The sequence below is a fragment of the Prauserella sp. PE36 genome (assembly GCF_003311655.1).
In the GTDB taxonomy this organism is placed as follows: Bacteria; Actinomycetota; Actinomycetes; order Mycobacteriales; family Pseudonocardiaceae; genus Prauserella_A; species Prauserella_A endophytica.
Genome location: NZ_QEQT01000100.1, coordinates 134,873 through 147,475 on the forward strand (window position 1 = coordinate 134,873; position 12,603 = coordinate 147,475).

The following is a 12,603-nucleotide window of genomic DNA, read 5'->3' on the forward strand; positions in this document are numbered from 1 at the left end:
CCGAGCCCCGCTCAGCCGGTCGCCAGCACCTTCAGGCGGTCGTAGGCGCCGTTGAACGAGTTCTGGTCGATCGGGCTCGACGTGTACTGCCAGAACGTGTGGAATCCCCAGCCATTGGGCAGTGTTCCGACCGACGAGGCGTACCGCGCCACCCAGAGCGGAACGGTGTCGCCGAAGCTCTGCGCGGTCCCGACGCACTGGTTCCACCAGCTCGTGGACGTGTAGATCACGGGCCAGCGCCCGGTGCGGGCGTGGTAGGTGTCGTGGAAGTCGCGGATCCACGCCGCCATGGCCGACTGGCTCTTGCCGTAGCACGTGGAGCCGTAGGGGTTGTACTCCATGTCCAGCGCGCCGGGCAGGGTCTTGCCGTCGGCCGACCAGCCGCCGCCGTTGTCCACGAAGTAGTTGGCCTGTGCCGCGCCGGAGGAACGGTCCGGCAGCGCGAAGTGGTACGCGCCGCGGATCATGCCGACGTTGTACGAGCCGTTGTACTGCTGCGCGAAGTAGGGGTTCTTGTAGCCCGTCCCCTCGGTCGCCTTCACGAAGGCGAACCGCTTGCCCTGCCCCCACCAGTAGTTCCAGTCGACGTTCTGCTGGTGCCCGCTGACGTCGATGCCGGGCACCGTCGCCTGCGCCTCCGCGCCGTCGGAGTTGAGGCCCTGCGGCCGCAGGGCCGCCCGCTTGCTCGCCTCCGTCGACCGATCTCCTTCCGCCTTGGCGATCTGGGAGCCCATCGGGTGGTCGTACTTCTCGACGTACTCCGCGACCGGCATTCCGTCGATCCGGCTGGGCACGGCGTCGCTCTTGGACGGAGCGGCGCCGGCCGGGGTCAGCGCGCCGAGCAGGAGCGCGCCGGCCGAACCGACGGCGGCGGCGGTGACGGCCCGCCGCCAGATTCTTCGTGCAGTGGACATGAGAAGCATCCCTTCACGATTAACAATTGCCCTCGCTGCCGGACGGCTCACTGCAGGTAGCCGCCCGGGCGTTGATTGTTATCGCAGGATGCCTGCTTTGTCACTAGTTGGCATGAAATACCCGCTACAAGTGGGTGATTTACGGGTGAAATTGCGGGCCCTGGGTGATGTTGAATGCCCCGTTCGCTGCCTTGCGGTGGGTCACCCGGTGGCCAGCGCCGTGAGCTGTCCGGGCCCGCCGTTGAAGAAGTTCTGGTCGCCCGGCAGCTTGCCCGAGTCGGAGAACTGCCAGATGCTCTGGAAGTCCCAGCCCGCGGGCAGCTCGCCGATCTGGGGCGCGTAGCGGGCGAGCCACAGCGGGTTGGTCCTGCCGAACGCGGGGCTGTTGCCCGTGCACTTCTTCCACCAGCTCGTCGACGTGTAGATCACCGGCGTGCGGCCGGTGCGGGCCTTGTAGGCGTTGGAGAAGTCCCTGATCCAGGCGACGATCACCTTGGGCGAGCGGTTGTAGCACGCCTCGCCGTAGGGGTTGTATTCCATGTCGAGCGCGCCGGGCAGCGTCCGGCCGTCCCTGGTCCAGCCGCCGCCGTGGTCGACGAAGTAGTGCGCCTGCTTCGCTCCCGTTGAGATGTCCGGCCTGGCGAAATGGTATGCACCACGAATCATGCCCGCCGCGTAGGAGCCGTTGTACTGCTGCTTGAAGTGGTCGCTCGTGAACCCGGTGCCCTCGGTGGCCTTGACGTAGACGAACTTGGCCCCGGCCTTGGTCGCCGCGGGCCAGTCGACGTCGCCCTGCCAACCGCTCACGTCGTGGCCCAGCACATTGGTCCCCGACGTGTAGGCGTCGGGGGAAGGGGCGCCGTGCACTCCCTCGTGCTTCGCGATCTGCGAGCCGGCGTGGCGCTGCTCGGCGCCGCGGTAGTCGGCCTTCTCCTCCGCGGGGACGGCAGGGCTCCCGAAAGTCAACGTGCTCGCCGCGAGCACCGCGACGACCGAACCCGCCAGCGTATTGCGGCACCTGTGAGTACTGCGACGCTTCACACCGACACCCCGCCCCTTCGTGCGACTCCCCGTTCAGGCGTCACCTTGCCCTGACAAGGCGGTGTGCGCGAACCGGTGTCACCCGCCAGAGTGGGACTCAGCGCTCCTGCGAAAGTGCGTGCTCGAGGTGCTCAGCAGGCACGACGGCGGTGACGACGTCGTGCGGATTGATCACCAGTGCGTGGCCGCCGAGCAGCTCGACGATGTCCCTGCCGAGCACGGCGCGGGCGTGCGGCCATTCCGAGGGCACGAGCGACTTCGTGGTGTAGGCGGGCACCATCACACGGCCGTCGGTGTTGTGGAAACCGATCACGGTGCGCTGCACCGGTGAGATGGCGTAGACGAACAACGTCGAGTCGAGCACCAGCGGCGGCAGGTCCTCCGCGGGCCGGTGCTTGGTCCGTACGAGCTGCAGCAGCCGTTCGAGCTCGTTGGCCGGCTCCGGGTAGCCGAGCGCCTTCGGCGAGGGCCGGTACCGGTCGTTGGGGTGGAAGTCCTCGACGATCTCGCCGGACGCGTTCACCGGGTAGGCACCGACGACCGCCCAGGACGGCACGCTTCCGTTGGGGTCGAAGGCCTCGTCGATCACGTAGAGCCAGCTGTTCGGGTTGGCCCTGGCGTTGGCGCGCATCTCCCTGGTGATCTTGGGCTTCTTCTTCAGCGCGGATTCGTTGGGTACCAGCCGGTCTGCCTCATCCCGCTGCGTCATGTGCGATCCCCACGTTCCTGCCGTGCCGTGTTTCGTTCTCGGCGTTCACTCTACTGTTGATGCATGTCCAGTTCGCGTACGGTCGACCCCGCTGAGTTACGAGCCGCGCTCGCGGAGATCGCGGATTGGCTGACCCGATCCGGCGCCGAACCGGCGAGGCCGAAACTGGCCGCCGCGGTGCGGCTGAGCCTGCGCACGCTCGCCTCCGTGGCCCCGGGCCGCAGCGTCGAGGTGCGGGTGCCGCCGTTCGCGGCGGTGCAGTGCGTCGAGGGTCCCCGGCACACGCGCGGCACGCCGCCGAACGTGGTCGAGACGGACCCGCGAACCTGGCTGGAGCTCGCCACCGGGCGTCTACAGTGGAGCGACGCGCTCGCCGACGGCAGGGTCACCGCCTCCGGCACGCGCGCCGACCTGTCGCACTGGCTCCCGATCGCCCGCCTCTAGCCCGACCCCCTCTGCAGTGAAGGCCACCCTGCCTGCGTTCAACGCAGTGAAGGTGGCCTTCACTGCGTTGAACGCAGGCAGGCGCGGGCGCTAGGGCTTGCGGCCGACACCGCCCGCGATGCAGTGCTGCACCTGGTTCAGCGGCTTGAGCCGCGGACCATCCGGGTACCAGTCGGCACAGCGGATCACGCCCGGGGTCATCATCTCGAGCCCGTCGAACAGCTGCTCGATCTCGGCAAGGGTGCGGAAGGTGCCGGAGCCCATCGGGCTGTGCCGGAAGACGCCCTCCATCTTCCTTGCGACGGCGCTGTGCTCGTCCTCCGGATCGAGGAAATGGCTGATCGCGACGTAGGAGCCGGACGGCAGCGCGTCGATGTACTCCTTCATGATCTCGGCGGGCTTCTCCGCTGGACCCTCGTAGTGGTGCAGGGTGCCGAGCTGGAGGAACGCCACAGGCTCCGAGAAGTCGATGTGCTTGCGCACCGTCTCGTTGGAGAGGATCTCCTTCGGCTGGAAGATGTCGGCCGCGGCGAAGTGGGTGTTGTCGTTCTCCTCCAGCAGCGCCCTGCCGTGCGCGAGCACCACCGGGTCGTTGTCGATGTAGACGACCCTGGCGTCGGGCTTGATGCGCTGGACGACCTGGTGGATGTTCTCCGCGGTGGGCAGCCCCGACCCGCAGTCGAGGAACTGCTGGATGTCGGTCTGCAGCGCCAGGAACCGGCAGCAGCGGATCAGGAAGTTCCGGTTCTCGACGGCGAGGTCCTGCGCTTCGGGCGCGGCCTTCTGCACCCCGCGGAAGACCTCCCGGTCGATCTCGTAGTTGTCCTTGCCGCCGAGGAACGCGTCGTAGACGCGCGCGATGCTCGCCCTCGTGGGGTCGACGCCGACAGGGGCACGCTCGGACTGGGGCACTGGGCCTGCCATGGGGAACCTCACAGCGCAGGGTTGGGTGGTCGCGGGGGCTGAACGTAGAGTAGGGGCTCGTGCCCCCGCGGTAAACGGGGGTGTCTTGACTGACCGGCGGTGAGCGGTACTTTGAATGGTCGGGCGACTTCCTCCGGTACGATGGCGGGTCTTGAGCAGGGGCGGCGATGAGAGGATTGGGTCCGGGTGATGGCTGCGATTGAGGGTGCCGCCGGCGAGCAATCCGCCGGTCCTACCGCTCGTCGCATGATCCTGGGCGCCCAGCTGCGCAGGCTGCGCGAGCAGGCCGGCATCAGCAGGGCCGAAGCCGGCTACCACATCCGCGCGTCCGAATCGAAGATCTCCAGGCTCGAGCTCGGCCGGGTCGGCTTCAAGGAACGCGACGTCACCGACCTGCTGACCATGTACGGCATCGGCGACCCCGAGGAGCGCTCCAGCTTCCTCACCATGGTCAAGCAGTCCAACAGTCCCGGCTGGTGGCAGAAGTTCAACGAGTACATGCCGAAGTGGTTCGACGACTATGTCGGACTCGAGGAGGCCGCCAGCCGGATCCAGACCTACGAGCTGCAGTTCGTGCCGGGTCTGCTCCAGACAGAGGACTACGCGCGGGCGATCGTCACCCACGGCCTCCCCGAGACGGCGAACGCCGCCGCCGAGGGCAGACTCGCGTTGCGCATGCGCCGCCAGCGGCTGCTGTTCCGGCCGAACGCTCCGCGGCTGTGGGCGGTCATCGACGAGTCGGTGCTGCACCGGCCCATCGGCGGCCGCGACGTGCTGCGCAGACAGCTCGACCAGCTCCTCGAACTGACCAAGATGCCGCACATCACGCTCCAGGTCGTGCCGTACGAGCGCAGTGGTTATGCGGCCGAGGGTGCGTTCACGCTCCTGCGGTTCTCCGAGCCGGAGCTGCCGAACATCGCCTACATCGAGCACATCGCGGGCGGCCTCTATCTGGACCGCCCTGACGAGATCGAGCTCATCGGCCGGTCACTGGACCGGCTCGCGGTCGACGCCGAGACACCCGATCGGTCACGGCAGATGCTGCTCAAGGCACACGCAGCGGCGTAGTTCCCTCCCTCCGAATTCACCCGAAAGCGGGGCATCGTTCAATCGGCGAACTTGCCGATGCACGTGCATTCACACCTGCATCGGCGCGTGCTACGGTCGGTGCACAAGTGAATGCACGTGCAGATGCATCCTCCAGGTGTAAGTCGGGAAGGTGAGGATCATGGCGGAGGCGATCCGGAACGGGATCTCTTCGGAGCTGCTGACCGAGGCGGCTTGGCGAAAGAGCAAGTACAGCGGTGCCATGGGCAACTGCGTCGAGGTGGCGCCGCTGGGCAACGGGCAGGTCGCGATGCGCAACTCCCGGGACCCCCACGGCCCTGCGCTGATCTACACGCGCGCCGAGATCGAGGCGTTCCTCGCGGGAGCCAAGGACGGCGAGTTCGATGACATGGTCGCGTGAGACGACGGTCGAGGACGTCCTCGGCGAGCTGATCGAGCGGGGCTACCGGTTCGTGCACCCGCGTGATGAGCGCGGCGAGATCATCACCGTCGTCGGCGTCCGCGCGCACGGCACAGTGATCGACATCGTCCGGCTCGACGCCGAGGACGACGTCCTCGCCATGCGCATGCCCGGTGACGAGCAGAACATCCTCGCCCCCGAGACCGTTCTATGGAAGCGGTCGGGCGCCATGCACACCGTGGTCGCCGACCTGCTGTGCCTCGCGGACGACGACTTCGCGCCGCGAGCCAAGCCCGAGACCCGTGGCTGCTGGGTGCCCAGCGGCCGCGAAGGTCGCGCGAAGTGGCTCGTGGCCACCGCGTGACGCTCGCTCGTTGAGCGCTACATCACCGAGTCGGGCCGCCTCCGGCGACCTACACTGGAGGCGGCCCGTTCTCGTACGCAGGGAGCCTTTCGGTGCACACCGACCAGTCGTCCACTGGGGAAGCCACCGGCGATCAGCTCGAAACCGAACCGCGCGAGGAATGCGGCGTGTTCGGTGTCTGGGCGCCAGGTGAGGACGTCGCGAAGCTGACCTACTACGGCCTGTACGCACTGCAGCACCGCGGGCAGGAGGCCGCCGGGATCTCCGTCTCGGACGGCAACCAGATAGTCGTGTTCAAGGACCTCGGCCTGGTGAGCCAGGTCTTCGACGAGCAGGTGCTCTCCTCGCTGCAGGGGCACATCGCCGTCGGACACTGCCGCTACTCCACCACCGGCGGCGGTAGCTGGGAGAACGCCCAGCCAACGTTCCGCACCACGCCGACCGGTTCCGGGCTCGCGCTCGGGCACAACGGCAACCTCGTCAACACCCACGAGCTGCTCGAGCGCGCCCGTGAGCTCGGCGTCGTCGGCAAGAACGGCGCCACCACCGACTCCGACCTGGTGAGCGGCCTGCTCGCCGAGGCGGCCGCCGACAAGGGCATCGAGGCGGCCGCGATAGAACTGCTGCCCACGCTGCGCGGCGCCTTCTGCCTCACGTTCGCCGACGAGAACACGCTCTACGCGGCGCGCGACCCGCACGGGGTGCGCCCACTCGTGCTCGGCAGGCTCGAGCGCGGCTGGGTGGTCGCGAGCGAGACCGCGGCGCTCGACATCGTCGGCGCGTCGTTCGTCCGGGAGGTCGAGCCGGGCGAGCTGATCGCCATCGACGCCGGCGGACTGCGGTCCTCGCGCTTCGCCAACCCGGAGCCGAAGGGCTGCGTCTTCGAGTACGTCTACCTGGCAAGGCCCGACACCACGATCGCGGGCCGCAGCGTGCACGCCACCCGCGTGGAGATCGGCAGGCGGCTCGCGGAGGAGCACCCCGCGGACGCCGACCTGGTGATCCCGGTCCCCGAGTCCGGCACGCCCGCCGCGATCGGCTACGCGCAGGCCTCCGGCATCCCGTACGGCTCGGGCCTGGTGAAGAACGGCTACGTCGGCCGCACCTTCATCCAGCCGTCGCAGACGATCCGCCAGCTCGGCATCCGCCTCAAGCTGAACCCCCTGCGCGAGGTGATCCGCGGCAAGCGGCTCGTGGTCGTGGACGACTCCATCGTGCGCGGAAACACCCAGCGCGCGCTGGTGCGGATGCTGCGAGAGTCCGGCGCGCTGGAGGTCCACGTGCGCATCGCCTCGCCGCCGGTGCGCTGGCCGTGCTTCTACGGCATCGACTTCGCGTCGAGGGCCGAGCTCGTCGCCAACGGAGCCGACCTCGACGGCATCCGGCGCTCCATCGGCGCCGACTCGCTCGGCTACGTGTCGCTCGACGGGCTCGTCGCCGCGTCGGAACAGCCCAGGTCGCGACTGTGCGCCGCGTGCTTCGACGGCGAGTACCCCATCGAGCTGCCCGACGACGCGCTCATCGGCAAGCACCTCCTGGAGGGCCTCTCCGGAAACGGTGCTGCTCCTGGAACCACCGCTTCCTCCCTGACCGTCAGTCCGGCGGGGTACGGTGCCGAGGATGCCGTTCGGCGTCCCTAGGGCGCTGCCCTAGTCGTTTCGAGCTTTCAGGATCAGGGATGGAGTCCGCTTCCGTGAGCGAGTCCACGAGCGCTACGTACGCCGCCGCCGGGGTCGACATCGACGCCGGTGACCACGCCGTCGAGTTGCTCAAGCCGCACGCTGCCCGCGCCACGAGGCCCGAGGTGGTGGGCGGTGTCGGTGGGTTCGCCGGCCTGTTCTCGTTGAAGCCGGGCCGCTGGAAGGAGCCGCTGCTCGCGTCGTCCACCGACGGCGTCGGCACCAAGATCGCGGTCGCGCAGGCGCTGGACAAGCACGACACCGTCGGCATCGACCTCGTGGCGATGGTCGTCGACGACCTGGTGGTGACCGGTGCGGAGCCGCTGTTCCTGCAGGACTATATCGCGGTCGGCAAGGTCGTGCCCGAGAAGGTCGCCTCGATCGTCTCCGGCATCGCCGAGGGCTGCGTGCAGGCGGGCTGCGCGCTGCTCGGCGGGGAGACCGCCGAGCACCCGGGCATGATGGGCGAGCACGACTACGACATCTCCGCGACCGGCATCGGCGTGGTCGAGGCAGCCGACGTCCTCGGCCCCGACCTGGTCCGTCCGGGTGACGTCGTGATCGCCATGGGTTCCACGGGCCTGCACTCCAACGGCTACTCGCTCGCGCGACACGTGCTGCTCGACATCGCGCGGATGCCGCTCGGCGGGCACGTCGAGGAGTTCGGCCGCACGCTCGGAGAGGAGCTGCTGGAGCCGACCCGGATCTACGCGAAGGACTGCCTCGCACTGGCCGCGGAGGCCGACGTGCGGACGTTCGCGCACGTCACCGGCGGCGGGCTCGCGGCGAACCTGGAGCGCGTGATGCCGCGCGGGCTGACCGCGCAGCTCGATCGGGGCACGTGGACGCCGGCGCCGGTGTTCGCGCTGATCGGCCAGCGCGGCCGCATCGAGCGCGCCGAGCTGGAGCGAACCTTCAACATGGGCGTCGGCATGGTGGCCGTCGTGTCGCCCGAGGACGTCGACCGCGCGCTGGCGGTGCTCACCGCGCGGCACGTGCCCGCGTGGGTGCTCGGCGACGTGCGGCCCTCCGACGACGCCGACGGGCCTCGCGCCGTGCTGACCGGTGACCACCCCCGGTTCTGACCTTCCCGTCACCCGGCGTCTGGTGATCCCGGACGCCGAGCTGGCCGAACGGTTCTCTCGCTCCTCCGGCCCAGGTGGGCAGGGAGTGAACACCACGTCGTCGCGGGTCGAGCTGTCCTTCGACGTCGCCCGCTCGCCCGCCGTGCCGGATGATCTGCGCACCCGGCTGCTCGCCCGGCTCGACCGCAGGCTCGTCGACGGCGTGCTGACGATCGTGGCGAGCGAGCACCGCGAGCAGTTGCGCAACCGCGAGGCCGCGCGAGCACGCCTCGCGGCCGTGTTGCGGGAGGCGTCGGCGCCGCCGCCGCGCAAGCGCCGCCCGACCAAGCCGACGCGGGGCTCGCAGGAACGCAGGATCGCCGCGAAGAAACGTCGTGGTGACGTCAAGCGCGGCAGGGGCGGCCGGTACGACGAGTAGGGTGCGCGCGTGACCGAACCCCACCACCCCGACGACGGCTACCTGCGTGCGCTGATCGAGCAGACCGCCGAGGCCGTGCGCAGGGCCGAACCGCTCACCTCCGACCACGACGGCGCACCCCCGGGTGCCCGCGACGCCGTGACCGCGGCCGTCGCCGTGCGGACGCCCGAGCTCGTCGCGCTCAGCCGGGACCTGCACGCCAACCCGGAGACCGCGTTCACCGAGCACCGGTCCGCCCGCGCGGTCGCCACACTGCTGGAGCGGCACGGTCACGACGTGCGGCTCGGCGTCGGCGGGCTCGACACGGCGCTCGCCGCCACCGCCGGGGAGTCCGGTCCGCACGTCGCGGTGCTCGCCGAGTACGACGCGCTGCCCGGCATCGGTCACGCGTGCGGGCACAACATCATCTGCGCGGCAGGCGCCGGCGGATTCCTCGGCGCGGCGGCCGCGCTGCCCGAGACCGGTGGCAGGGTCTCGCTCGTCGGCACGCCTGCCGAGGAGGGCGGCGGCGGCAAGGAGACGCTCGCGCGGGCCGGGGTGTTCGACGACGTGGACGCCGTCGTGATGCTGCACCCGTTCAGCCACGACATCGCGATGCACCCGTTCCTCGGCCGCCGGCAGCTGGAGATGGTGTTCCACGGGGTGAGCGCGCACGCGTCCGCGCAGCCGTTCATGGGCCGCAACGCGCTGGATGCCGCGGTGAGCGCGTACCAGGGCGTCGCCGCGCTGCGCCAGCATCTGCCGCCCGGCGACCGCGTGCACGGGGTGTTCACCGACGGCGGCAGCAGGCCCAACGTCGTTCCCGACCGGGCCGCGGTGCTGTTCTACCTGCGCTCGATGCGGCCGGAGACGCTGCGGGACCTGGCCGGCCGGCTGGCCGCGATCGCACACGGTGCCGCGAAGATCACCGGCTGCGGGGTGGAGCTGCGCTGGGACCCGCAGCCGCCGTACCTGCCGATCCGGTTCAACCAGGCGCTCTCGCGGCGGTGGGCCGTGAACCAGCAGCAGTGCGGACGCACGCCGTTGCCGCCCGGCGTCGTCCCCGACTTCCTCACCGGCTCCACCGACCTCGGCAATCTGTCGTACCGGATGCCCGCGATCCACCCGATGATCGCGATCTCGGAGCCGATCGTCGCGCTGCACACGGTGCAGTTCGCCGAGGCCGCCGGTTCCGAGGCGGGTGAGCGCGCGGTGGCCGACGGCGCACTCGGGCTCGCGCTGACCGCCGTCGACTACCTCGCCGACGAGCACCTGCGCACCGCCGTGCACGAGGAGTTCGCCGCAGCGGGCGGACCCCTGGACGTCCCGAACTTCTTCGCCGACGCCGATCCCCGGCCGCAGTAAGGCGTGCCCCATGCAGTGAAGGCCACCATGCCTGCGCCCACCCGTCTCCCCCCCACCACCCAAACGGAGACGCTGCGCGCCGCTGTGTTGGTTCAACGCAGTGAAGGTGGCCTTCACTGCGGCCACCGTGCGGTCAGAAGATCAGCAGACGCGACCTGTGTGAAACATTCACGAACTACCCTGCCTTCCACTCGAGGAGCGACGGAAGGTGGGCGATGTCCGAAACCGAGGCACCCGCGCGGCAGCACCGGCTCGACCGGATCCTGAACTGGATCGAACGCGTCGGCAACCGGCTGCCGGAGCCGTTCATCCTGTTCGTCCTGCTGACCCTGCTGGTCGGCGTGGTCTCCACGATCATGGCCGCGGCCGGGGTCACCGTCAGCATCCCGGGCGAGGACGAGGCCACGCCGATCCAGGGCGCGTTCACGGGCGCCGGCCTGCAGTTCCTGTTCACCGGGCTGGCGACGAACTTCATCGAGTTCCCGCCGCTGCAGACGGTGGTGACGATCATGCTCGGCGTCGGCCTCGCCGAGCGGACCGGGCTGCTGTCGGCGCTGATCCGGCTCGCCTTCCGGCGGGCGCCGCGCTGGCTGCTGCCCTACGCGCTCGGGTTCGTCGGCGTCTCGGGCAGCATCATGGCCGACTCGGCGTTCATCATCATCCCGCCGCTCGCGGCGATGGTGTTCAAGGCGGCGGGCAGGCATCCGGTCGCCGGGCTCATCGGCGGGTTCGCGGCAGCGGGCGCCGGCTACTCGACGTCGATGTTCGTGACCAGCCTCGACGCGCTGTTCGCCGGCATCAGCAACTCGGTGGCCGCCACGCTGCCGGACTCGGGCACCACGGTCACCCCGATCTCGAACTACTTCTTCAACGTCGTCGCCGCCGTCACGCTGAGTCTGCTCGCCGGACTGATCATCGCCAAGGTGGTGGAGCCCGCGCTGGAACGGAGCCGCTTCCCCCGCGACGAGGTGGAGCCCGCCGCCGACACCACGCTCACCGCCGACCTCGAACCGCGCGAGCGCAGGGCGCTGCTGACGGCGGGGCTCGCCCTGCTCGTCACCACGGCGGCCGTGCTGGTGCTCGTGCTGCTGCCGTCCTCGCCCCTGCGCAACGAGAACGGCGGGTTCCTGCCGGAGTCGCCGCTGCTCGACTCGGTGACCACGCTCGTGTTCGTCGCGTTCTTCGTGCCCGGCCTCGCCTACGGCATCTCGGCCGGAGCCATCCGCCGCTCCGCCGACGTGCCGCTGCTCATGGGCAAGGCGCTCAAGGATCTCTCCGGGTTCATCGTGCTCGCGTTCGTGCTCGGCCAGTTCATCGCCCTGTTCTCGTGGACCAACATCGGCGCGTGGCTCGCGGTCACCGGCGCGAACTTCCTGGAGAGCATCGGGCTCACCGGGTACGCGGCGTTCCTCGGCTTCATCGTGCTCGCCTCGGTGCTGAACCTGTTCATCATCTCCGGCTCCAGCCTGTGGACCCTGATGGCCGCGGTGTTCGTGCCGATGTTCCTGTTGCTGGGCTTCGAACCCGGGTTCAGCCAGGCCGCGTTCCGGGTCGGCGACTCGGCGACACAGGTGATCACACCGCTCAACCCGTACATGATCGTGCTGCTGACGTTCGTTCGGAGATATGACCCGAACGCTGGACTGGGAACGGTGATCGCGAAGATGCTGCCGTTCGTGGTTCCATTTTGGACTGCGTGGGCAACCATTCTGTCGGTGTTCTACTTCGCCGATCTGCCGCTGGGGCCGGGGATGGGTATCCACGTGGAACGCTGACCGCGGGGGCGGGCGTGCGGCTGACGAGGCTCGCGCCCACCGTGGCGCCGACGGTGTTGAGCAGCACGTCGTCGGTGGACGTGACCCTGCCCGCGTCGATCAGGTACTGGAGTGCCTCGATCCCGATCGAGGCGAGCAGCGCCGCCAGCGTCACCCTGCGCACCGAGCGCCACCACCGCCAGCGCAGCGGCAGCAGGATCCCGAGCGGGAACATCATCGCGACGTTGGCGGTGACCTGCCAGAACGAGTCGTTGTCCGTGAGCGCGATCTCCAGGTCCGTTCCCGGTATGAGGTTCACCCCTCCCGGGCCGGGAATCGGCAGGAAAACGAGCGCGATCACGAGCGCGCCGAGCAGCGTGATCGCCACGTCGAGCCCGGCGGTGAACATGGCCTGTCCGCCGGACTGTCCTCGGCTTCGCCGTATTGCCAGCTGCCGCC

Annotated in this window: 13 protein-coding genes and 1 pseudogene; 9 read left to right on the forward strand and 5 right to left on the reverse strand. The window is 69.5% G+C overall.

What is annotated here, in order from left to right:
- Positions 1 to 11: 11 nt before the first annotated feature.
- The 3 genes from DI005_RS31670 to DI005_RS31680 all read right to left on the reverse strand — a co-directional run bounded on the left by DI005_RS31670 (position 12) and on the right by DI005_RS31680 (position 2,664).
- Positions 12 to 914, reverse strand: a complete 903-nt coding sequence (locus tag DI005_RS31670; RefSeq protein ID WP_112265397.1) for a lysozyme — start codon at positions 912 to 914, stop codon at positions 12 to 14.
- Positions 915 to 1,115: 201 nt separating this feature from the next.
- Entirely contained in the window at positions 1,116 to 1,898 is a 783-nt protein-coding gene (locus DI005_RS31675) for a lysozyme (RefSeq protein ID WP_369973638.1), read from the reverse strand.
- Positions 1,899 to 2,052: 154 nt separating this feature from the next.
- Positions 2,053 to 2,664 carry a type VII secretion system-associated protein gene (locus tag DI005_RS31680; RefSeq protein ID WP_112265395.1) on the reverse strand — a complete coding sequence of 204 codons (612 nt, stop codon included), beginning with the start codon at positions 2,662 to 2,664 and terminating at the stop codon, positions 2,053 to 2,055.
- A gap of 63 nt (positions 2,665 to 2,727) precedes the next feature.
- Between DI005_RS31680 and DI005_RS31685 the strand changes: the two genes are divergently transcribed.
- Entirely contained in the window at positions 2,728 to 3,108 is a 381-nt protein-coding gene (locus DI005_RS31685) for a sterol carrier family protein (protein WP_112265393.1), read from the forward strand.
- Between the two features lie 90 nt (positions 3,109 to 3,198).
- On the opposite strand, the gene DI005_RS31690 is transcribed toward DI005_RS31685, so the two are convergent.
- Positions 3,199 to 4,032 (reverse strand): SAM-dependent methyltransferase, encoded by an 834-nt coding sequence (locus DI005_RS31690; protein WP_113644547.1) that lies wholly within the window; start codon positions 4,030 to 4,032, stop codon positions 3,199 to 3,201.
- A 189-nt stretch (positions 4,033 to 4,221) separates the two neighbouring features.
- On the opposite strand from DI005_RS31690, the gene DI005_RS31695 reads away from it, so the two are divergent.
- From DI005_RS31695 to DI005_RS31730, 8 genes are all read left to right on the forward strand, one after another.
- Positions 4,222 to 5,100, forward strand: a complete 879-nt coding sequence (locus DI005_RS31695) for a helix-turn-helix transcriptional regulator (RefSeq protein ID WP_112265389.1) — start codon at positions 4,222 to 4,224, stop codon at positions 5,098 to 5,100.
- A 160-nt stretch (positions 5,101 to 5,260) separates the two neighbouring features.
- Positions 5,261 to 5,500, forward strand: a complete 240-nt coding sequence (locus DI005_RS31700; RefSeq protein ID WP_112265387.1) for a DUF397 domain-containing protein — start codon at positions 5,261 to 5,263, stop codon at positions 5,498 to 5,500.
- Positions 5,484 to 5,864, forward strand: a complete 381-nt coding sequence (locus DI005_RS31705) for a hypothetical protein (protein WP_112265385.1) — start codon at positions 5,484 to 5,486, stop codon at positions 5,862 to 5,864. The genes DI005_RS31700 and DI005_RS31705 overlap by 17 nt, the downstream gene beginning before the upstream one ends.
- 92 nt (positions 5,865 to 5,956) lie before the next feature.
- Positions 5,957 to 7,504, forward strand: coding sequence for an amidophosphoribosyltransferase (gene purF / locus DI005_RS31710; protein ID WP_113644548.1), 1,548 nt, complete (start codon positions 5,957 to 5,959; stop codon positions 7,502 to 7,504).
- A gap of 53 nt (positions 7,505 to 7,557) precedes the next feature.
- Positions 7,558 to 8,628 carry a phosphoribosylformylglycinamidine cyclo-ligase gene (gene purM / locus DI005_RS31715; RefSeq protein WP_112266669.1) on the forward strand — a complete coding sequence of 357 codons (1,071 nt, stop codon included), beginning with the start codon at positions 7,558 to 7,560 and terminating at the stop codon, positions 8,626 to 8,628.
- On the forward strand, positions 8,609 to 9,046 hold the full coding sequence (gene arfB, locus DI005_RS31720; RefSeq protein WP_112265382.1) for an alternative ribosome rescue aminoacyl-tRNA hydrolase ArfB: 438 nt from the start codon (positions 8,609 to 8,611) through the stop codon (positions 9,044 to 9,046). The genes purM and arfB overlap by 20 nt, the downstream gene beginning before the upstream one ends.
- Positions 9,047 to 9,055: 9 nt before the next feature.
- Positions 9,056 to 10,390: a M20 family metallopeptidase gene (locus tag DI005_RS31725; RefSeq protein ID WP_113644549.1), complete on the forward strand. Its 1,335-nt coding sequence runs from the start codon at positions 9,056 to 9,058 to the stop codon at positions 10,388 to 10,390.
- Between the two features lie 215 nt (positions 10,391 to 10,605).
- Positions 10,606 to 12,165, forward strand: a complete 1,560-nt coding sequence (locus DI005_RS31730; RefSeq protein WP_112265378.1) for an AbgT family transporter — start codon at positions 10,606 to 10,608, stop codon at positions 12,163 to 12,165.
- Positions 12,166 to 12,199: 34 nt separating this feature from the next.
- Here DI005_RS31730 and DI005_RS39800 read toward each other — a convergent pair.
- Positions 12,200 to 12,553, reverse strand: a pseudogene (locus tag DI005_RS39800) (VanZ family protein); the annotation flags it as partial.
- Positions 12,554 to 12,603 lie beyond the last annotated feature (50 nt).